Source organism: Methanogenium cariaci JCM 10550 (genome assembly GCF_001315945.1).
Taxonomy (GTDB): Archaea; Halobacteriota; Methanomicrobia; order Methanomicrobiales; family Methanomicrobiaceae; genus Methanogenium; species Methanogenium cariaci.
In genome coordinates this window covers 170,385-191,938 of sequence record NZ_BBBG01000003.1, presented here as the reverse complement: position 1 = coordinate 191,938, position 21,554 = coordinate 170,385, and the positions used below count along the sequence as shown (strand labels likewise).

13 protein-coding genes and 9 pseudogenes are annotated in these 21,554 nt (G+C 44.7%); 3 read left to right on the top strand and 19 right to left on the bottom strand.

Features of this window, described 5'->3' with window-relative positions; all coding sequences use genetic code 11:
* Positions 1 to 3 precede the first annotated feature (3 nt).
* From JCM10550_RS04635 to JCM10550_RS21955, 3 genes and pseudogenes are all read right to left on the bottom strand, one after another.
* A pseudogene (locus JCM10550_RS04635) lies at positions 4 to 1,032 on the bottom strand (mRNA surveillance protein pelota).
* A gap of 69 nt (positions 1,033 to 1,101) precedes the next feature.
* The gene (locus JCM10550_RS21960; protein WP_245618734.1) at positions 1,102 to 1,515 is read right to left on the bottom strand and encodes an NFACT RNA binding domain-containing protein; all 414 of its coding nucleotides are present in this window, start codon (positions 1,513 to 1,515) and stop codon (positions 1,102 to 1,104) included.
* Between the two features lie 151 nt (positions 1,516 to 1,666).
* A complete protein-coding gene (locus JCM10550_RS21955; protein ID WP_245618733.1) occupies positions 1,667 to 2,821 on the bottom strand; it encodes an NFACT family protein in 1,155 nt (384 codons plus the stop codon).
* Positions 2,822 to 2,984: 163 nt separating this feature from the next.
* Between JCM10550_RS21955 and JCM10550_RS04625 the strand changes: the two genes are divergently transcribed.
* The 3 genes and pseudogenes from JCM10550_RS04625 to JCM10550_RS04610 all read left to right on the top strand — a co-directional run bounded on the left by JCM10550_RS04625 (position 2,985) and on the right by JCM10550_RS04610 (position 6,406).
* Positions 2,985 to 3,323 carry a hypothetical protein gene (locus tag JCM10550_RS04625; RefSeq protein ID WP_172673763.1) on the top strand — a complete coding sequence of 113 codons (339 nt, stop codon included), beginning with the start codon at positions 2,985 to 2,987 and terminating at the stop codon, positions 3,321 to 3,323.
* A gap of 14 nt (positions 3,324 to 3,337) precedes the next feature.
* Positions 3,338 to 5,118 (top strand): annotated as a pseudogene (locus JCM10550_RS04620) (ribosome biogenesis/translation initiation ATPase RLI).
* 310 nt (positions 5,119 to 5,428) lie between these two features.
* Positions 5,429 to 6,406 carry a hypothetical protein gene (locus JCM10550_RS04610; protein ID WP_062397299.1) on the top strand — a complete coding sequence of 326 codons (978 nt, stop codon included), beginning with the start codon at positions 5,429 to 5,431 and terminating at the stop codon, positions 6,404 to 6,406.
* Here the strand turns inward: JCM10550_RS04610 and JCM10550_RS04605 are convergent.
* The 16 genes and pseudogenes from JCM10550_RS04605 to JCM10550_RS04530 all read right to left on the bottom strand — a co-directional run bounded on the left by JCM10550_RS04605 (position 6,401) and on the right by JCM10550_RS04530 (position 21,515).
* Entirely contained in the window at positions 6,401 to 6,694 is a 294-nt protein-coding gene (locus tag JCM10550_RS04605) for a hypothetical protein (RefSeq protein WP_062397298.1), read from the bottom strand. The two genes, JCM10550_RS04610 and JCM10550_RS04605, sit on opposite strands and share 6 nt — an antisense overlap.
* On the bottom strand, positions 6,660 to 7,430 hold the full coding sequence (locus JCM10550_RS04600) for a hypothetical protein (RefSeq protein WP_062397297.1): 771 nt from the start codon (positions 7,428 to 7,430) through the stop codon (positions 6,660 to 6,662). The genes JCM10550_RS04605 and JCM10550_RS04600 overlap by 35 nt, the downstream gene beginning before the upstream one ends.
* A gap of 50 nt (positions 7,431 to 7,480) precedes the next feature.
* Positions 7,481 to 7,941 (bottom strand): annotated as a pseudogene (locus JCM10550_RS04595) (chemotaxis protein CheD).
* A 50-nt stretch (positions 7,942 to 7,991) separates the two neighbouring features.
* On the bottom strand, positions 7,992 to 8,606 hold the full coding sequence (locus JCM10550_RS04590) for a chemotaxis protein CheC (protein WP_062397342.1): 615 nt from the start codon (positions 8,604 to 8,606) through the stop codon (positions 7,992 to 7,994).
* A gap of 25 nt (positions 8,607 to 8,631) precedes the next feature.
* Entirely contained in the window at positions 8,632 to 10,950 is a 2,319-nt protein-coding gene (locus tag JCM10550_RS04585; protein WP_062397296.1) for a chemotaxis protein CheA, read from the bottom strand.
* 3 nt (positions 10,951 to 10,953) lie between these two features.
* Positions 10,954 to 11,984 (bottom strand): annotated as a pseudogene (cheB, locus tag JCM10550_RS04580) (chemotaxis-specific protein-glutamate methyltransferase CheB).
* Positions 11,985 to 11,994: 10 nt separating this feature from the next.
* Positions 11,995 to 12,356: pseudogene (locus JCM10550_RS04575) on the bottom strand (response regulator).
* A 114-nt stretch (positions 12,357 to 12,470) separates the two neighbouring features.
* A pseudogene (locus JCM10550_RS04570) lies at positions 12,471 to 13,281 on the bottom strand (CheF family chemotaxis protein).
* A 23-nt stretch (positions 13,282 to 13,304) separates the two neighbouring features.
* Positions 13,305 to 14,594 carry a hypothetical protein gene (locus tag JCM10550_RS04565; RefSeq protein ID WP_157199928.1) on the bottom strand — a complete coding sequence of 430 codons (1,290 nt, stop codon included), beginning with the start codon at positions 14,592 to 14,594 and terminating at the stop codon, positions 13,305 to 13,307.
* Positions 14,594 to 16,206 (bottom strand): annotated as a pseudogene (gene flaJ / locus JCM10550_RS04560) (archaellar assembly protein FlaJ). The gene JCM10550_RS04565 and the pseudogene flaJ overlap by 1 nt, the downstream one beginning before the upstream one ends.
* 3 nt (positions 16,207 to 16,209) lie before the next feature.
* A pseudogene (locus JCM10550_RS04555) lies at positions 16,210 to 18,093 on the bottom strand (type II/IV secretion system ATPase subunit).
* A 4-nt stretch (positions 18,094 to 18,097) separates the two neighbouring features.
* Positions 18,098 to 18,851 (bottom strand): annotated as a pseudogene (locus JCM10550_RS04550) (ATPase domain-containing protein).
* Positions 18,852 to 18,877: 26 nt separating this feature from the next.
* Positions 18,878 to 19,366 carry a hypothetical protein gene (locus JCM10550_RS04545; RefSeq protein WP_062397292.1) on the bottom strand — a complete coding sequence of 163 codons (489 nt, stop codon included), beginning with the start codon at positions 19,364 to 19,366 and terminating at the stop codon, positions 18,878 to 18,880.
* Positions 19,367 to 19,375: 9 nt separating this feature from the next.
* The gene (locus JCM10550_RS04540; protein WP_062397291.1) at positions 19,376 to 19,882 is read right to left on the bottom strand and encodes a flagellin; all 507 of its coding nucleotides are present in this window, start codon (positions 19,880 to 19,882) and stop codon (positions 19,376 to 19,378) included.
* Between the two features lie 3 nt (positions 19,883 to 19,885).
* Positions 19,886 to 20,752 carry a FlaD/FlaE family flagellar protein gene (locus JCM10550_RS04535; protein ID WP_083475298.1) on the bottom strand — a complete coding sequence of 289 codons (867 nt, stop codon included), beginning with the start codon at positions 20,750 to 20,752 and terminating at the stop codon, positions 19,886 to 19,888.
* A 184-nt stretch (positions 20,753 to 20,936) separates the two neighbouring features.
* Positions 20,937 to 21,515, bottom strand: coding sequence for an archaellin/type IV pilin N-terminal domain-containing protein (locus JCM10550_RS04530; protein ID WP_062397287.1), 579 nt, complete (start codon positions 21,513 to 21,515; stop codon positions 20,937 to 20,939).
* Positions 21,516 to 21,554: the final 39 nt, after the last annotated feature.

Here is a 21,554-nt window from a genome sequence, read left to right as displayed (position 1 = left end):
TTTTTACTGAATGGGAAATCGCAGTATTGCGGCAATTCCCCCAATTGCATCCAGTTGTTTACCCGGTTCAAATTCTGATGAAAAAACGGTGATCGTTGCTCGCATCTCATCGGCAGATTCGAGCAGGCGGTTGATCGCATCCTCACTGATCTTCGTGTCAACAACCAGAACGTCTGATACGGCACCATACTGAACTGCGGTTGTAACTTCATCAACACCGTATGCAGCAGGACCGTTACCCGCCATTCTCTTAAGCAGCTCCTCCATCAGGGTGACCTCTTTTCCCAGCTGAAGGTCCTGCGTGATCCGTTCCAGCATACCCTGTCCGATCACTTCCTGCACCGCACCCCCGGCCTGTCCTGCGTGTCTCGGCGGTCAGCATACGGCCAGCCATATCCGCATTAGTTCTCCGGAGATAGGCGAGAAAATCCTCTTTCACAAAACCGGGTCCCGCAATAACAATCGATCCGGTGACCGTGGAAAGGGAGTGATAGACTTCTTCAAAAAACGCATGCCGGGCATCCACCCCCTCACGTTTTCCGCTTCCGGCAGAGATAGTCATCACATATTCCGGCCCGTACTGACGGATACGGAATATCTGTGCCTCCCCTTCCTCGATGGCTACGATATGTACGATGCCGGTGGTCGACACGCTGACGGCCCGGTCGATTCGTTCCCGTTCAACCTGCGTCCATCGTTTAATGACAGAGACTTCCCGGCCCGGTTCAAGATTGATGGTGTGGTAAAAACCGGTGTCGGGGGGGCCCTGTTCAATCACTCCGGAGATTCTCAGCCTGATGGTGTCCGGGTGGAATTCTGTCTTCTCCACCCGGAGGCCCAGCCGTACCGGTTTTTTTCGGTCTTTTCCGGCCGCGTTTTATCGGTCTGGGAATCAAGGCTCCGGAACGTATCTGCAAAAATCAGATCGCCGGTCCGGATCAGGTGTTTGATATGCCAGATATCATCAATTGATTCCGGAAACAGCCGTATCTCACCGTCAGATCCCTTCAGTCCATCGAATTCTGCTTTCATAACTCTTCAGTAATATCAGATCCACCGGTGGGACAAATGCGGCAATACTCTCTGAATTCAGGACATTTTTCATCGACTTCCATTCATCCCCATATTTATCCCGGAGTATCCTGAGGATCTTTTTGGCCACGTCATTGGGCTCATAGCGTCCCGGACGAAGGATGACATAATGTTCTGCCTGCTCTTCACCGCATCGATAGGCCCTCCGATCACACCCAACTCAGGCGTTACCTGCAGACCAATGGCGACACCAAGGCCGACATTCCGGGTGTATGTCCGTTCTCCCCCCCTGACAATGAAAGAACCGCGTGAGACATATTCTCCGGTTTCCGGGGTCTTGCTCACCTGACTGGGTGACGCAGCATATACATCGGCGGTCAGATTGCCGTTTTTCCAGGCATTTGAATATGATACGGCAAACTGGGCGACTTCATCATTCTTTTCGGTATCTCCTTTGACGATGATGACACTGCCGCCGTGCACATCCGCGTGGACAAAGGTGTCACCCCCCCCTGGAGGTATTTTTTTACTACTTCTTCATTGGTACCGGCATCCTTTCCGCCCACCATCAGCACTCCGTCAGAGGTATAACACCAGCGGAACCGGTGGAACCATTTCTTTTTTCGGAGAGGGATCACGTTTTTCTGCTTTTTGGGGGGATGATGACCATGCGTTCCATTGCTGCAAATGCACCCGTCCGCTTCCTCTTAAATTTCTTTGCCAGTTCGTAATACCGTTCGGCGTTGGCTTCAATGCTCTCCTCAACAAAGAGTTTGACAATTTTCCCATCAATATCAAGGTCAATTGCGCCTTCGGCAGGGTATATCCTCTTTATGGCAGAAGCTACATCGCTCTTGCTCGCTTTCAGGATCTTTTCAATATCCTGCCAGGAGGAAGTGGCACTGGCACTTTTCAGCGTCGTCAGAATTTCCTGGACGAAGGGATAATGCGTATATATCGCATCAACAATGACCTCATATCGCTTGATCTTCTTTTCAAACGAAGCAATCGCATCCAGTTGCCGGAGCCGGATATTTTCTTCCCGTGTGAGTTTCGGTTTTGGCGGGGGGGTAACCAGCTCCTTTCCGCGGGGGGGATAATACTGGTCAAGTGCTTCATGAAACGTCGTGAATGTCTCTACTGCGGATTCATTTCCCAGAATAAACGGCCAGCACCCGGATTTCGTGATGCAGGGGCTGCGTTCCTCTTCGGTTCTCTTCAGAATAGTCTGGTATGCTGCAAACAGTTGGTCTGCAGGTGCGGTAACGGCCGGTTCGGATCTACTGACATCAGCAATTCTGCACGCCTCTTCTGCAAATTTTCCCCCCCATGAGAAACTGTGTGGCAAGCGTCCTGACGGTATCGGCATCTGAAGCCTGAAGAATGGGAGTAAATTCTTCAACAGATGCCGGTGCAGTATGGGTTGCAAGGGTGTATGTTCATCTGCGAAAATACTGCGGTCTTTGAACCGATGTTTTTTCAGGGGCTGAATTATAGTGTAATCCCCCCCGTCTGTCAGGATGATGTTCCCTTCATCGAAGAGTTCTATAATCAAATGAAACCGTTTTCCACTCTTTCCTATTTCAATATCGACTACCCGTTCTATCCCCCCCGGCTGTGATATGCCAAGCACTCTTCCGCCATTGCAATATTTTCGCAGAAACATTGAATATCCTGACGGATTTGCGGTTGCTGCAGGGAGTGATGACGTAAAATGTACCCTTTTCCCGATTTCAATAATCAGGGAAAATTTTTGTTTATCTTCTCCATTGAGACGGATTCCAAACATCCCGGTATCATATTGGTAGGTTTTTCCGACCCAGAAAGGGAGAAACCCCCCTGGGCCTCTGACACCATGGCATGAATATCAAGCCCACTCATTCCCTTTAAATTCGCCATTTATACCAAATTACATATTGTCCTAAGACAAAATTATAATGACTGGTGCCAGGATGACTGAAGAAAACGTGTCCAACGGAACTGAGGCAAGAATTGTCAAGTCCGGAGAACAAAAGAGAAAAGAGCATAATGAACGGATTATCCGTACGGGTATCGCGAGCATTATGGGAATTATTGCAGGTATTCTCTCGTATCTCCTCATTCAAAATGAGACCCAGGGTGTTATCGGACTGCTCATCCTCCTCGGGGGGGCGATGGTATTCCAGAAACATATATTCATGCTCATGAAGATGGATGTGTCCGGACTGGGCGGAAAAGACTGGTTTTATCAAAGTTTTATGGCGTTTGCGTTCTGGTTCATCACCTGGACAATTCTCCTGACAATTCAATAATTTTGTGATATACTATGCGTATTGCTGTTGTTCATCGTGATCGGTGCCACCCGATAAAGTGTGGCAAAGAATGTATTTTGTACTGTCCGCGTGTCCGTACCGGTGATGAGACGATTGTCATCGGAGAGCAGGGGAAAGCGGTGATATCAGAAGAGCTCTGTGTCGGATGTGGTATCTGTATCAAGAAATGTCCGTTTGACGCACTTGATATTGTGACCCTGCCCGAAGAACTGGATAATCCCACGCATCGGTATGGAACAAACGGATTTGCATTATATGGACTCCCGATTCCGGTTGAAGGAAAAGTAACCGGGATTCTCGGAGCGAATGGTATCGGAAAAAGTACTGCCGTCAAGATTCTGTGTGGCCAGTTGGTTCCGAATCTGGGCAACCCTGAGGATGATTCCAACTGGGAAGGGATATTAAAACAGTACACGGGGGGGACGGAATTGTATGATTACCTCCAGCAGGTTTCAAAATCGTCCGTCAAGCCCTCGCTAAAGCCTCAGTACATTGACTTTATACCGAAGGTCTTTAAGGGAACAGTAGCTGAACTGCTGAAATCAACGGACGAACGGGGGGGGATGCTGGATCATTATATTCATGAATTCCGCCTTGAATCAATTCTGGACCGGCCGATTGGTAAACTGAGTGGTGGTGAACTCCAGCGTGTTGCTATTACCGCCTGTCTCTCGCGTGATGCAGATTTTTATTTCCTTGATGAAATTACCCCCCCGTTCCTGGATATTTATCAGCGAATGGCTGCTGCACGACTGATACGGGAACTTGCATTGACGCGTCCCGTCGTCATCGTTGAACACGACCTTGCCATTCTGGATATGCTTGCGGATACGGTGCATGTTGCCTACGGTAAACCCAGTGTATTCGGCATCATCACCCGCCCAAAAGGCGTGAGAATTGGAATTAATCAGTACCTGGAGGGATTTTTACCGGAGGAGAATGTGCGGTTCAGGGATTATGCGGTCACCTTTGAGACGCGGTTCCACACCCATGATGCAGCCCGACAGACGCTCATTACCTTCCCGGAGATGGAAAAGAACTACGGCGACACCTTTTCGCTCCGTGTCTCTGCCGGAGAAATTCTGGCAGGAGAGGTGCTGGGCCTTGTCGGTGCGAACGGTATCGGAAAGAGTACGTTTGCCAAGCTGCTTGCAGGCGTTGAAAAACCGGACCGCGGTGAGATGGATAAAACCGTAAAAATTGCATACAAACCGCAGTACGTAAAAGCCGACTCATCGGTCTCGGTAGAATTCCTGCTGAGCAGGCCTGCCGTTCGTTTGATTCCTCATATTATCAGCATGAAATTATTGAACCTCTGTCCATTGCCCCCCCGCTTCTTCAGTCATCGGTAGATCAGCTGAGTGGTGGAGAACTGCAGCGTGTTTCAATCGCACTGTGTCTCTCACAGGATGCTGATCTCTATATTCTTGATGAACCGAGTGCGCATCTGGATGTTGAACAGCGGGTGAAACTGGCACGGGTTTTGCGCCGGCATGCGGAAGGAAAAGAGGCAGGCATCATTGTCATCGATCATGATATTTACCTGGTTGATATGATCAGTGAACGTATGCTTGTCTTTGACGGAACACCCGGTGTCAGTGGTGCTGCATATGGACCCTATGATATGAAAGATGGTATGAACCATTTCCTGAAAGGACTGGATGTCACCTTCCGGCGGGACCAGTCGGGACGGCCCCCCCGGATAAACAAACCGGAATCCTATCTTGACCGGGAACAGCGGGCGAAAGGTGAATACTATTACGGTGATATTTAATAATCCTAAGGGATTATCTTTTTTAATACATATATTGTAAATTTCAAAACCATAGGGGGGGTTTATCTTTTTTAAAACTTATATAGTGAAATATGGTACGGGGTGAAAAACTTGGGGATGCAATACGGTATGAACAGATCGAGAATCTGCGGCAGGATCTCTATTTATATATCGACAATAATACTGAAAAAATAGATGTAAATCTTCCCATTTTTTTGCCCATATCGTATCTGCACTGGACAGGGGGGGATTTCCTGATATTGATCATGCAACATACGATGAATTTATTGACAGTATTGCATACCGGGTGATGACGAAGAGCAGTCAGAAAAATGTAATACAGTATACTGAACGTATCGTTACCACTGCTATCCGCTCAAAACGGTCTCCCGGAAAGGCTTCTCTTAGAATTCTCTGCGGATTACAGATGCTCTCATCCGGACACTTCCAGGATGCGATTGGGTATTTTGCCGATTACTGGAAGCATGATGCCAGAATTGGATTTCTCATTGCATACTGTTATTATTCCATTTCAAAATCCCGTACCGGAGAGGAAAATAGCGAAACCGCACGACTGAGACAGAAAACAGAACTTGCAGCACGGGAACAGTTACTGGAGATGGCACGGGTTCAGCCACCCCCCCTGTACCGTCTGAAACCACTGGACCTTTCGGATGATAAAACGGTAGATGATGCATTCTGGTTTATGATCAAGATGTCTCACTGGTGGTTTCCCAATGAAAAGTGGTTTATCTGGATTGGCTTAGAGAAGGCAAAAAAGGATAATAATCAGGCAAAACAGGTTGAAATGCTTAATATTGCAACGGTGAAATTTTTCAACGACCTTGATTTCCTCTGCGAATCATTTAATTTCAGGCTTGAACATGGCGACGGTGTCGGAGCAAACGGCATTGTAAAACAGATGATTCAGCAGTATCCGGACAGTCTTGAACCGATATACTATGGGCTGAAGCTCTCTCTCATTGCAACAGGAAAATCATCATATTCACAGTATCGTTCAATGGCAACGGAGAAAGGGATGCCCGTATACCTGATACAGATTCTGGACTGGACATTTTATGTATTAAAAAACCAGAAAGATGAATCCACGATGCAATTTAAAGAATTATTACGCAGATTCAACTCATTATCATATTACTTTATCCCGTTAGATTATATTGTCCAGGATATCTTTTCTGCTGAAGAAGAAGTGTCCAGACAGGCCCGCATGCTATTCATTGATTCTGTTGATATGTATGCAAAAAAAGTGTTGAAGGCTCATTCATAGAGGATCGGACACATAATGAACCGCCAGCCGGATGGGGGCGGATGGTTCTGACATGCCGGAATCTTCAGAGACTGATTCGTTTACCATGGCCACCGGTATCTTTTCGGTGGTATTATCGGAGAAATAGTATCCTGCTTCCCCCCCTTTGGTGATAAACCACCATCGCCCTTTTGAGTCAGGGTAGACTTTTGTTACCTCATTACTGGTAATTTTGAGAATATTCCGGGTAATATGGACGATAATCTCACTATTATCATATCCATAGAGCGTTATTTGTACCGATAACAAATGTGCCTTCCTCTGTTACTGCGACATCATTAATTCTGATAACACCCGGTCCAAGTGCTGTAGTATCCGTGATTCGGGAAAAACCGGCTGATTCAGAATAATGCAGAATGATATTTTTATTAAACAGAATTACCCCGCCAAATGGGTAATCCACCACCGTGGTCATCTTCCCGTAGTGCTCCTCATCGATGGGAATGGGTGAAAAATGTATACCTTCCTCATCCGATACTCCCTTCCAGATACCGTGGGAACGGGATGTCAGAATAATGTCTCCTGTTGCATGATCCTTTGCCATAGAGGTAATATAATAGGCACCCGGCCCATCTTCAGTGAATGGACGGATCCAGTTCCATCCTCCTTCAGATAAATGATTTAACCCGGAATATCCATTCGCAATCCAGATAGTATTGTTATCACAGAGAATATCATGTATGTTCATTGTGGAAAAAAATTCATCCTTTCCGACCCGGGTAAATGATATTCCATCGTATTTTTGCACACCTGCTGAAAATCCAAGCCAGAGATAATTCTTATCATCAAATTCGATTGTCTGAATAAAATCGTCCTGTAATCCGGTATCATAGTTCCATGGTTCTTTCTGGATTGTCGCCCACCCTGAGTCATACAGAGAAAGACCGTTTGTCGTTGCAAATGCAACCATACCGTCATGACTTTCACTGATATCCATAACCTCCAGTGAGGAAATAGACCCCCCCGTTGCAGGGATAAATGTCATTACTGTTCCGGATACCGGAATGAATATACAAAACAGGGCAACACAAAAAATTAGAGTTCGTAACATTTTCCATCCGCTCTTCGGGTGTTTACTTTTCCTCCCTCTTCCGGGAAAAAAAGACCGATCTCCCGGATTTCCCTCCGGTATCTTCTGATTCAATGGGAATATTCATTTCATTGAGATGTTTTTTCAGTGCAATGATATTTCTGTTTCCAATATCCAGATTCTCTTTAAACTGCTGAAACATACTCGCTCCACCGACCAGATATGCCGACATATTCCTGCGTGAGGAACCATGTTTTTCCATCTCAGAGACCAGGTGGGGGGGCACTGCAGTATCGGCAAATTTTCCCGGTCGCTCGTTTTTGCCATTACTCTCGGGCAGCATCACATGTGCCAGTCCACCCATCTTTAATCTCCTGTCGTAGAGAATGAATGCAACACATGATCCAAGCCCAATCGATGAAATTTGGGTCTTTCGGATTTTGTATTCTCCGATTCCAACATTCACCCCCCCTTTGAATCAGCAGCATTTTGTTTTTCCATTGGACACTGCCGCCTCTATATCTCCGGGTTTATCAGGTTGTTCAGGAGTCCAAGAATCTGCCGGAGAGTCTGTTCTTCAGGCAGCATAATAATCGTACTGGAGATGTCATTATTTTTGGATTTGAGTTCTGTTGAGAAGAGAATAATTTCATTAATATCTCCTGCCACCTGCGCAAGAATATTTTCAAAGGCAGCAAGGGCCATATCAATGGTCATCATGGGCGGTGATGGCAGCATGACAACTCCAAGGAGTTCTGCTGTTGCATCAAGGAAATGGGATATCATAATATTTCCAATCTCAATGATGGCACTTTCATCAAGCTCATTGAATTCCCGGTCTTCATCGGTTGAGCCAAGCATCGTGTTGGTAAGTCTGATAGCCGACGATCTCGGGACATGGTAGACGATATAACCCGCAGGCTGAATTTCACCCTGTATCTCGAAGACAACCATGGCCGAAACATCTTCACCAAAGTACTTATTGACCTGAGAGATGTCGATGACAGCAACTTCCGGCACGGTCATTTCGATTTCACTCATCAGCATCTGAGAAAGGGAGGTGGCCGCATGTGAGGCACCGATATTTCCCATTTCCTTTAACATATCCAGTTGTTGATCATTTAATTCCATTTTATCATACCTCATATAATTTTATTCATATCATCGAATTGATATCAAGAATGGGAACAACATCTCCATCACCAGGGATCGTTACGCCACTTACTCCTTTACATGATCCAATGACATTGCTTAACGGTTTGACAACAACTTCCTGTTGCCCTTCAACGATATCAACCGGGATACAGCATTTTGTATTCTGGTACTGTATGACAACGACAACATCGCTGTTACTTCCTCCTCCAAACATCTCGCCCAAATGCTGGATCTGAAGTACCTCACCCCTGAACGGAATGGCTTCACTCGTTCCGATCCGGGTAAGCGCATTAAGGTCAATTCTTGCAACTTCTATGACAGCAGCAATAGGAATTGCACAGCGTTTCCCGTTAATCCTGACCATCATTACTTCAATGATTGCCATTGTAGGCGGAAGAACCAGCGTAAAGGTAGATCCTTTCCCTTCTTCACTCTCTACGTTGATTTTTCCTTTTAACGATTCAATGGCACCTTTCACGACATCCAGTCCGACACCCCTTCCACTGATGTCGGTGATCTCTTCTGCGGTGGAAAAACCTGCCTGGAAAAGGAAGTTAATTATTTCTTCTTTGGTCAGATTGGTTGACTGTTCCGCTGCAACAAGCCCTTTTTCGATGGCTTTTGAAAGGATTACGTCAGGAGAAATACCGCCGCCATCATCTTTCAGCCGGATAACAACATTCCCCCCCTTCTCCCTCCATGCAGAGAGGACAACAGTCCCTTTCGGATTTTTCCCTGCCTTTATTCGTTCTTCAGGTCTCTCAATTCCATGGTTTACTGCGTTTCGAATCAGATGGAGCAGAGGATCACCCAGGCCGTCTATGACACTTCTGTCCAGTTCGGTTTCTGCCCCCCCGCTCATGATGAATTCAACCTCTTTTCCATCATGCACCGCAACATCTCTGACAACTCGGGGGGGAAACCGGTTAAATATCTGGCTGAGGGGGGGAATCATCCGGATATTCATCATGAGATTTTGCAGATCGGAAACAGAACGGCTGACCATATTGAGCGCTTCGTCCATCTCCTTGTTGCTGTACTGATGGGCAATCTGTCGGAGTCTTCCTCCGGTAATGACCAAGTCCTCCACCAGATTCATCATCTGGTCAAGCCGGTGAATATCTACTCTGATATTCTGTACTTCTTTCTTTTTCGACTTTTTCGGGGGGGTTTTTTCGGCAATAATTTCAGCATCGTTATTTTCGACACTATTTTCAGAATCGTTTGTATCAGAACCTGAAATAGTATTTAAATCGGCTTCTACCGTATCTTCTATCTCTTCTTCCCGTACAAATGGTTCAACCACTACATTTTGAATATCAATACCTGATGCTGCAGCATGCAACGCCTCAGGTCCGGCATCCGAATGAATGCGGAGGGTCAAAACCCCCCCGGAAAATTTCCCCCCCTCATCAAGATCTTCAAAAGATGGATCGGATGAAATAATATGTCCGATATCGGCCAGATTTTGATATGCAATTAGTGCCCGCACATCCCTCATGTCACTCTCTTCTGAAACCGTAATGGAAATCTGATACCGATTATTTTCAGAATCAGGATCGGCAGTTGTAGGCAGCTGCACCTCGTCTTCCCCCCCTTCCCGTTCCGATGAACGTGGCACAACGGTGACATCTGACATTTCAGAAACCATCGCTGCATTTCGGATAGTCTCTTCATCAGAATCGGTAAGAATATACAGACTCAGCGTGCCGCTGAAATCAGAGTCCGAGGATTCCAGTTTCTCAGCATCAGGACTGCAACAGATGATCTCTCCAATCTCTTTCAGATTTTCAAGGGCAAGAAGCGCACGGATATCCTTCATCTGACTGTTTTCATCAACGGTAAGAGAGATGTGATGGGAATATTTTTCCGGTTGCTTCGAACTATCCGTAGCGCTTTGAGAATACCGGTCGGATTCTTCTTCAGGAATATTATTTCCATCTGATATCAGTTGTTTCAGCTGTCCTGTCAGTTCCCGTGAATCTAAAGAGGAGCTATCTCCGCCTGACTCAATATCGTCAAGCATCTCTTCAATTCTGTCAGTGCATGCAAGAAGTATATCAATAAGATCTTTATCGACACTGCGCTCACCACTTCGAATCAGGTGAAAGACATCTTCCATGGAATGGCAGAGCGTTTCCATCTCATCAAATCCCATTGATGCTGACATTCCTTTCAGTGTATGCGCTGCCCGGAATATCTCATCAATAGCTGTATCATCAGATCCATTTTCAAGAATTAAGAGATTATTTACAATATTCTCATGGTTTTCTATTGATTCAGCAACAAAGAGTTTCCGGTATGTGTCATCTTCAGCCATGATTTATTCCTTATTTGCGATGTATTTCATAATTTCACGGTGTATTCTGTTTAGTGGGATGACTTTGTCAATACAATCTCGCTTTAGTGCAGATCTGGCCATCCCATATACCAGACAGTCTTCTTCCCGAACAGCAATGGTAGTGCCTCCTGCATTTTTTATGGCAAGTGCCCCCCCTTCTCCTGCATCATTACCCATCCCACTGAGAATGACAGAGAAACAGTTCTTTCCAAACACCTTTGCAGCCGAAGAGAAGGTAATGTCAACAGCAGGACGGACGGCATGAACCGGAGCTGATTTTGTCAGTGTAATCTGTCCACCCTGACGGCCCCCCCTTTCATCAACATGCCGGGAGATGACCGTGTGATACCCTCCCTTTGAGAGGTAGACATTGCCATTGTTGAGGATATCGCCACTTTCTGTTTCTTTCACCGGCATGGGACAAATTCTGTTCAGCCGCTCTGAAAGGGCTGCGGTGAATCCTTCGGGCATATGCTGAGTAATTACAAACGCCGCATTCTGTTCTCCTTTTAGATTTGAAAAGATCTGGTCCAGCATCGGGGGTCCACCTGCAGATGAACCGATTAAAATGATATTTTCTGCAGGAACATCAGTATTTGGCAGACATTTCTTTGGTTCTGATATACTGATCAGTTGTTTCAGCTTTGCCGTCAGTTCATTTTCAATACCCCCCCGCATCTTTGAGATATTGCGCGGTTTCAGCATGAAATCATGGGCACCCAGACGCAGGGCCTTGTAGGTCAGTTCGGCATCTCGAGAAGCAGCGTACTTAATATCAGAATTTTGGGTTTGTATGACAGGTTCTTGATCTGTCGCAGTGTTTCAATCCCATCCATCCGGGGCATCTGGATATCAAGTGTCATTACATCCGGCTTAAGCTCTGTAATCATCGGAAGGGCTTCGACACCATTGCATGCCGTTCCAATAACTTCAATATCCGGAGCACGATTGAGTAGGTCTGATAAAACAGTCCGGATGAATACTGAGTCATCGACAATGAGAACCCTGAGCATAATGACCTGTTTACGATTTTAATACGTTATTTATTTCTTCCAACACCTTAGGTGCCTGAAATGGCTTTACAATGTATCCTTTGGCACCTGTTTTGATGGCAAGTTTGACCATCTGTTCCTGTCCGACAGCAGTGCACATAATTACTTTTGCTCCCGGATTAATTGCCATAATTTCTTTTAATGCTTCAATCCCATTTTTTTCGGCATAACAATATCCATCGTCACAAGATCCGGTTGAAGCGATTGATATTTTTGGATTGCGTCTTCTCCGTTCTCAGCCTCACCCACAATATCATGATTCCCGGAAAACAGGATATTTTTAAGAAGTGTTCTCATAAAGAGGGTATCATCGACAATCAGAATCCTTCCCATATATAATCTAATAACGTTTTGTCACATATGTAATAAATATATTTAATTGGGTATTTTGGAATAATACCTGTCAAAAAATTATATTTGACAAATGTGATTAAAATAGGGGGGGATTTACTGAGGGGGGGTGGGTGGTTTCACCGCTTCTGTCACAAACCTGACACCTTTTGTTGTCAGTTTTACCTCACGGCGTGTCTGGACTACCTCTACCAGTCCCAGTCCCAGCATTCTGTCATAAACAGCATCTATATCTCGCTGGGATTTCTCAAGCATTCCTTCAATAGAATGAGTGTCCATTCCGCTGTAGACCAGCATGGCCACCTGACCCGAAAGGGGGGGTCAAGTTCTCCATCCAGTGAACTATCTTTGGTGGCATCAGTCAGGTAATTATAGAGCACCTGCAGGGTTGTTGCGGGACAGAGCACAAAACTTGTTGAAACGTCTCCGCTTTCCACATGATCAATCTTTACGACCTCTTTGTCAGTTCCCTGTACCTCTCTTTTTGTCTGTTCAATCGCGGAAACATCTGCTATCGGAATACAGATCTGATGATTCTGGCTCACAAACCATATGCCGGTTTTAAGGACGGTAACTGCACCTTTTTCCCATTTTGCATCACTCACCATCACCCCCCCGCCCCCTGATGGCAGGAGACATAAAAAATGCCATGAGGCGATAGCCTGAACACCCCCATAAGAATAACCCGTTTGAGTATGGCCAGTGCTTTGGGTACGGTGGCAATTCGGTAATCTTTTTCCGCAACAGAGATGGTGAGAAGATTCTTTCTTTGCTGCACATTATCAATTGATTTTATCGGGATCTGTGTATTTATTGGTTCAGGCAGATGGATGGTTGTTTCATCGATTCCGATCTTGGCTGATATCCATTTCCCTTCGGCTTCAAATTTAACTGGAATTGTTTTCATTCTTTACTCCTCATCCTGCTCGGTTATTTTCCGGGATTTTCCCCCCCCAGTGAACTGAGCACTGTTTCAAGCTCTCCAACCAGATCTTTTGCTTCTACATGAATATCTTTCATATCACGAAGAATACTTGGCTCAGGTCCCTTTTTAACCGTTTTAATATCAGATTCAAGAACACTGAGGATGTCGTCATATTCATTTTTTCGGGAAAATGAGACAGTTTCATCAAGATCAAGATCGCTGAAATTGGTATTCCCAAGATGAGACTGTTCATCTTCGGAGATCTTTGTATCTCCCAACGCTATGTTGTCATCAGGAAGAACAGCCCCGTCATCAACCTCTTCCTCTTCTTCAATGATGATCTCATCTGTTTCAATGGAGAGATCATCTGTCTCCAGTTCATCCAGGTCAATTGCGTCAAAATCAGAAAATTCATCTGCACCTAAACTATCTGTTTCAAATCCGGTGAGATTTTCCAGTTCGTTCAGCGAATCATTCGGATTAGCGTCCTGAGTCTCTGAGACAGCGTCCGGGAGATTGATAAATGAATCTTCATCGAGTCCATCATCAATGGCCTGTATCGCAAATTCCCCGTCATCCCCCTCAGGGGGGGTATCTCCGGCAGCAAGCAGGATGGAATTTATTTCATTATCCAGATTGAATTCATCCGAACCATTATTCTGAAGGGATGAAGATGTAGCCGACATATCCATATCAGAATCAAAAGACAACTCCTCACCCTCAATTTCAAGAGAGTCAAGGTCTCCAAAATCTTCATCGTCAAAAGAATCGATTTCATCAGAGGGTTCCTTTGCATCAGATGGTGATGTGATCGGTTCATCAATGACTGTATTCAAAAGGGAATCAAGTTTTTCGGTATGTTTTTTATCGCGGGCTTTCGCTATTGTGGTATTGAATGAACCGATGGCAGCAGCCAGACCCGCTGATATCCGGGTATTTTTTGTTTCGGTTGGTTCTTTTTCCAAACGGTCTTTCTTTTTATCTTTCTGATTCTTCCGATTATTTTTCTTAAACCGTGAAAATACCCCTTTGGAAAAGAAGTTTTTCCGTTCTTTTTTGGGTTGTGGTTTCTCTGTTTTCGCAGTCTTTTTTGCATTTCCGGTTTTAATGCTTCTTGGGTGGGTAATTTTTTTGAAGTCCTCAACTTTTAATAACCCAAGGCCCATCATCATAATAATTCCAAAAGCAACTGATGCAGCCATTGTCATCATTAATGATGCATCAGACAAAATCAGAAAAGTCCCGATGGCAACAATACCGACCATCATCAATAACCGACGTAATACTTCGTTCATTATACCCCCCCTCCATTGAATATCGGAATCTGGAACAGCATCTCGACAATAAACGGCGTCACGATTAAAAGAATACCAGTGAGGCTGAATAATATACTTCCAAATGCGTAATACAGATAGTTTGCACCGCCCTTTACAATCTTTCCTGCCATGATATTCGCAACAGTTATTATTAACAGAACAATAGCTATATATGTCCCCCCCATTTTATCTTCGGGAAAATTAACAAAGATATTCACCATGCCTGACATCGAACCCCCCATTGACGCGGTCGTACTGCTCATTGCGTCACTGACCTGATCAAATGAAGCCATCACGGCAGTTACCGCATGGGACATCGTAAGTAATATCTGATACAGGAAAATAAAAATTGCAACCATTGCTACATGCATGGGAATAAGCAGCACAATAAATCCTGTCGCAAGCATTTCCCGTTTTTCGCGTAACAGCGTCTGTTCAAGCATAGAAGTACTGACAACCCGTGCAACCTCTGAAGGATTTCCACCCAGTTTTATTGAGTCACGGAAAATATTGAGATACTTTGATATGAGATTACTTCCGGATTCATCGATAAACCGCTCCCATACCAGATTTTCATCCAGACCCAGATTCAGTTTGGAATACACAGACTGAATAAATTCGTACAGCACTTTCAGGGTTTTTATATCAACTTCGGCAAGGGCATAGGGTACGGTGAGACCCTTTCCTCCCATGATCGTCCCCCCCAGACTCCGGATAAATACGGAAAAGTCAGCATCACGTCCAATAATTTTCGTGTCATCAATGACGGCGAATATTCCCAGAGGTGCAAGCAGAACTCCAATGATCAAATAAATCAGGCCTGCGTTGAACCCTCCGATGAGGAGCAGAACAGAGGTAATGATCACCGTAGGAACAATAAATCGTTCCATTTTACGTATCATTCTTTGTTCATAACTGCCCTGACCCGGGAGTTCATGGCATTTCTGGTCACCAGGAATTGAGTGGTACATTGTTCCGATACCAAAGACCGCAATACCGATGGTCAGAAGATACGAAGTGTTCAGTGTTGCATCTAAATCATCAGGTGTATAAATAGCAATTGAGACCATGATGATGATACTGACAATTGTCGCTGAAAGCATCAGAGCGATGTATGCATCCCCCCCCATTTCTTCAGCATCTCTATGCCCTGTTCGAAATGGTTTCGGTAGACAATTCTTACCGTAGACAGTTCAAGGACAAGAAATTCATTATCCGGAACACCCGAACCGATTGAGTTCCCGTAGCGTATCAGCATACTGGAAAGGATGGGATTTTTCGTCCGGTCAGCTACCATTTCGAGAGCTTTTGCATAGTTATAATTCCAGCGTTTAACGAATGTTTCAACCTTGGCGATGTACTTTGAGGTGATGTACTCTTTTCGTGTTGCAGTGAACGCAAAAATTTCTGGTCTCGATATGTCAGCAGTGATAATGGAAGCCATATACGTTACCATGAAAAGAATGTCAGAACCCATTTTTTTGTTTTCTGAGACCTGGGCAAAGAATGCCTTGAGATTCGCCCAGGCATCTTCAAATGGTAATTTCCCCCCTGACTTTTCACGGATGTTTTCGGTAAATGACTCAAACATGTGTCAGATCTCAATTTTTAGAAGGCCCTGTTTCTTGATCTTGGTTATCATATGGTACAGATCCCAGAATCCCATGTATCCTGCTTTATGGAGTCTCTCTAACATCCGGGCTCTCTTTGTCACTTCATCATAGATCTCTGCTCTCCGCTCTTCGGGAAGTCCAAGGAGTGTGGCAATTTTATTTTCCAGAAGAAAACTACTTCCGTTTCCCGGGAAATCAAACGTATCGGTAATCGGGTTCCAGACAAACATTGCAACAAAGGAAAAACCACCGGTCTCAGGGTCATATCCGACCAGTTCATTGACAGAAAGCATTCTGCGCACCATGTCTCCGTTCGGTCTGCGTACTGCACTCTGAATAACAACAAGATTCAGGTTATCTACATGGCTGATAGGAATATTAATCGGGTCACTGCAGAGACGCTGAATGAGTTTTTCAACGGAAGCAGCGTGGAAGGTACTCATCACCGGGTGGCCCGTCTGCATTGCACCAAATGCCACCGCACCCTCGGAACCTCTGATTTCACCGACAAGAATCTGGTTCGGCCGTTGTCGCAGAGCCGCACGTAGCAGGTCAAACATGGTAACCGACCCTCCCTCTCCTTCACCGCTTCCTTTTCCTTTGGATACCTCACGCGTCCAGTTTTTATGGGGGGGCACGGTCAGTTCGGGAGTATCTTCAATGGTTACAATCTTATTTTCCGGTGCAAGGAAGGTGGTAATGGCGTTCAGGCTGGTGGTCTTTCCTGATGCCGTTTCACCACTGACAAACAGTGACATGCCAAACTCCAGACAGATCCAGAGATAGGCAGCCGTCATGTAGTCAGTTGTCTTCCATTCAATCAGCTGAAGAATACTGGCTGGTTCTTCGCTGAATTTACGGATAGTAAAGTTTGAACCATGTTTGCTGATTTCCGTGCCATATACGATATTAATCCTTGATCCGTCAGGCAGGGTAGCATCAACAATGGGGTCACGATAGGTAAGTGGTCGTTTGATACGTTCTGCCATACGGATAACAAAATCATCAATTTCGTTGGAATTCCTGAATTCAATGGCAGACTTCATCCCTTTAAAAATTTTATGCTCAATAAATATCGGGCCTACACCATCACAGGTAATATCTTCAATATAGGGATCGTTCAGGAATGGTTCAAGAATACCCATCTGGACTTTATCACGAATAAGCAGATATTCTATCGAATTAAATTCCATCTGAGTGAGAATGAGTTTCCCTTCCGGAGTTGTGGGAACATCGGGGGGGAGTTTTCCTTTTTTCTGTTCTTTCTTCAGTTCTTTCTCTTTAGAAAAATCAGTATTCAGGAATCCAATAATCTTTTCTTTCAGCCCCCCCTTTTCACTGTCATTCTCTGTGGTGAGTGTTTTTATGTTCTCATCAGGTCCGATGACATGGGTAATTTCCCGCATTACCCGGCGCAGCACTTCAATGCGTTCTTCATCAGTAATGGGGGTCTTCTTCAAAACTGTCAATGAAATCCACAAGTTTTTTTCAACATGACCCATTAGTTCGGTGACACTATGAAGAAATGAGGGTTCAATGGGAATATAGAAATTTCTCACATCATTTTCATCCGGAAAGATGTGAATAAATGTCATATCACTTACCGGATAGATGATATTCGGGTTCTCCATTTTTTTACGTCACGGGACAGTTCAGAGAAAAACAGAGGAATACCAAAGGTATTCACCGGAAAGATATGGAGATATTCAAGGAGATGAGGGGGCCTGTTTTACATATTCTTTGGCGTTTGCAGGAAGCATCCGGTATAATGCACTGGCTTCAATGGACTTTTCATCATAGGATATTGATTCATCCGTCTCTTCCGGTGTGAATGGAAGATTAACTGAAGCACTTAATGTTCCCATTATTTTAGACCCGTGCCATTGATATCGGAATAATCTTCATGCCAAAACCAGGATGCACTTCAAATGAGACGATATTTCCGGTTGTCTTCCGTGCACCACGAATTTTAACAACCTCCATGACCATGATATATTTTTGACCGACAAGTGCCCGTTTCATCATCAGATGAGCATCACAGATGGAACGAATTCTGACGAGGGTATCCTCCTGAAAAGCGTATGTGTGGAGGGTGATGAGTATTGTTTTTCCGGTATCAACGAGGGTTTTGCAGTTGGTAAGAAATGCAAGCAGGTCTGCTGAATTTGTGGCTTCGGTCAACAGGGTTAGAGAATCAATAATAATCACATCAGAATCTGAATCACGCATGTGCTGAATAATTCTCTTTAGGATGCCCTGCATCTCTTTTTCACCCCCCCACTCAAACCCGATAGTATGCATGGGAAAAACCTTGAGATATCCCCCCCATGCAAAGTAATCAGCGATATCAAGACTCATGGATTCCATCTGACCCAAAAAACTTTTTGAGGTATTTTCTGAAGTATAGAGAGCCACATTCATGCTGCCTTTTAGTCCGCCCCCCCAGATGATCTGTTGGGTAATGACACTTTTTCCACTGTCATTTTCCCCCCCTTCAATAAGCGTCAGATCCCAGAGGCAGACCGTCGGCCAGTTTCTTATCAATATCAGGATATCCCGTTGAAAGAATCTTTTTGTCATCTCCTCCGAGCAGATCCCCCCCTAATCCATTGCTGTTACTCATTGCTGTCCCTCCTAATCGATCATGAATTATATGTATGCTGAATCATAGACCCCCCCGTTTGGAGTAGTGACTTTTATCCAGACGGGAGTTATTCCTGCAGCGTATGTGATGGTCATTGTCGCAGATTCACCCGGATCGAGTTCGTTTGGATGAATAATGTCAGGTGTTATCTGAGATAGATTCCAGGTATTTTCTGTTCCTGGTGTTTTGGTGTATGGGATGAGTATTGGCTGAGCGTCTGAGTTAACAATATATATATCCACATACTTAAACTGCGAGATCTTCTCATTCCCGCTATTATTAACAATCATATCGAGGACATGTGTCTCATTTGAAACAGTAATATTAAAGATATCAATTGATGTGTGCATCCTTGATTCCTGGAAACTAAATCGTTCCGTCTGTGACATGGTTACAATCTCTGATGTGGCAATGATTGCCCCTACGATAACATATGCAGTAACGATCAGGAGCACCAGAGCAATTGCAGTTGTAATCAGATTTGCGCTTCCCATAACTACACCCTATGATACAGTATACTGGGTTGAGACAGAGACACCGTTTGGCACTACAAACTGGAAGTATGCATAATTCCCGATTGATAATTGTGAATCGTCTCCTTTAAGCGTAATCTCAAGAGTTTCACCTGAATCCCAGTATTCATTTGGTGTTCCGGCATCCTCACGTATGGTAAAGGTCCATTGTCCCTTCGGAGGAGCCTCTTCAGTGGTATACACCATATAGGTAAAATCCGTGGGAATTCCAAAATATATGTCCGAAGAAGAAATTTCCGTGTCAGCAATGCGTGTTGATCCGATATTTTTTATCCATATCTTTGAATCACCGTTTGATACCGTGTGCGCATTTACGATCTTGATGTCTGTCCGCAGACGTTCATCGGTATTTTGTGATGATTCAGTGAAGGTACTGGTTGCAGAATAAATAACCGGGAAGAATGCATTCACCAATATCGCTGCAGCTACAATTGCAGTTATTAGAAATATTGCAGTGGTGAATGTTTCACTTGACATTAATCAGATCCTGTCAAGCATGTCAATCCATTCATCTTTTTCCAGTTTATCCTTCATTTTGCCGGATGACTCCTCTGTCGACTGCTGTCCTATTCTCATATCCATGAGAACTTCTATCATATCACGGTCCAGTGATGAATCGCCGGGCGAGAGAATTCTGTTGAGCACGTAGAGTTCTGAAACAAATTCATCTGAACTGATTTCATCAGATTCTCCGAGTGTTTCCGGCATCAGGCGGGCAATATCATTGACCTGCTGATATGCTTCATCGGTGACATATCCCATGGTCCGGTATGATTCAATCATTATCTCAAGCCGGTCATGTCCATATTTTTTCACCATTTTATTGGTCCATTCAAATAGGCGGTGAAGTTTTTGAAGACGCAACTTTTCGGATGGTACATCTTTGGTATCCGGGGACAATTCATCCATCTTCTGCTGCATTGAAAGAAGAAGGGCTTTATCTTTTGACATCTGGACAAAATCGGCATATGATTTGCCTTCAAAACCAGGAATATCGGGACACTGGTCAGATGGCTGCATTTGAGAATCACAGGCATCGGAAGGTTCAGGATTTGTATTTTGGGATGTTTTTTCAGCAGATTCGTCTGGCATCCCCCCCGTTATGTTATCCATATCTTCATCCGGCAATGCATTGAAAGGGCCTGCTGCCTCCTGGGACGCCTGAAGCGCAGTAATGATAAATGGATTTTCCATTTCATTCATGCGTTCCCGGATGTCAATCAACAGTTTTTTTATGGATTTTTTAATAAAATCAACCTCATCCTGGAGGTTCTGCAGTTTGACCTCAGGATCGTCAACAGAGGCTGAACTGATTATTTGATCCACCTGCGATTGATTTATTGCCATAACATTAGTTGTTTTAATAGTATACTATATATGCGTTTATAATATGGACTAATGGAGATAATCCCGATTTTCCTTTTTTATGAACTCTTTCCGGCGTATATTCCTTGGTTACATAAATTTGAATTGAAAATCGCATATATAATGATTGTTGCAGAATGTATGGAATTGTAAAAATGATTAATACTTAGTAAATCAGGTTGACCCTGTCAATCTTTGATGGGGTGGTTTTTTTCAGGCCGAATGCCGCACCCGTTGACGGATGGATTTCCAGGTTGAATTGAACATTTGTTCCCAGCGCTGTTGTTGGCATCGCAATAATAGTGAATTTGTCTTCCCCCCCTTCAAGGAGGAGATCCGTATCTGATGCACCATCGGTGATGTTCCATTCACCTGCACTGGCTGCAGCTGCATTAAGAGGATCGGTTCCCGGGATTATTTCGATTACGGATGAAGTGGCAAATACCATCTGGACGGTGCTAAAATCAACGGGTGTACCTCCGGCGGAAAGTCCAAGTGTAAATCTGATTGCTTCAATATCGTTATCATCATCTGAATCAAGGCCATACACATCACCAATGACTTCAAGACTGGATGAGGCCATCTTAACACTGGTATAAACTGCTTCCTGAGATTCCTGTGTAGCAAAAAAACCGGCACTCAGGACAACATATGAGAAGACCGCTGCGACGACAACAAATGCAATGAGCACAATCGCGGCTTCAAGGCCGGTGAACCCCTCCTCTGTAGATAATATTTGTTTCATTCTTTCCCCCGAATGTTCACATTCTCTCACAACTGCGCG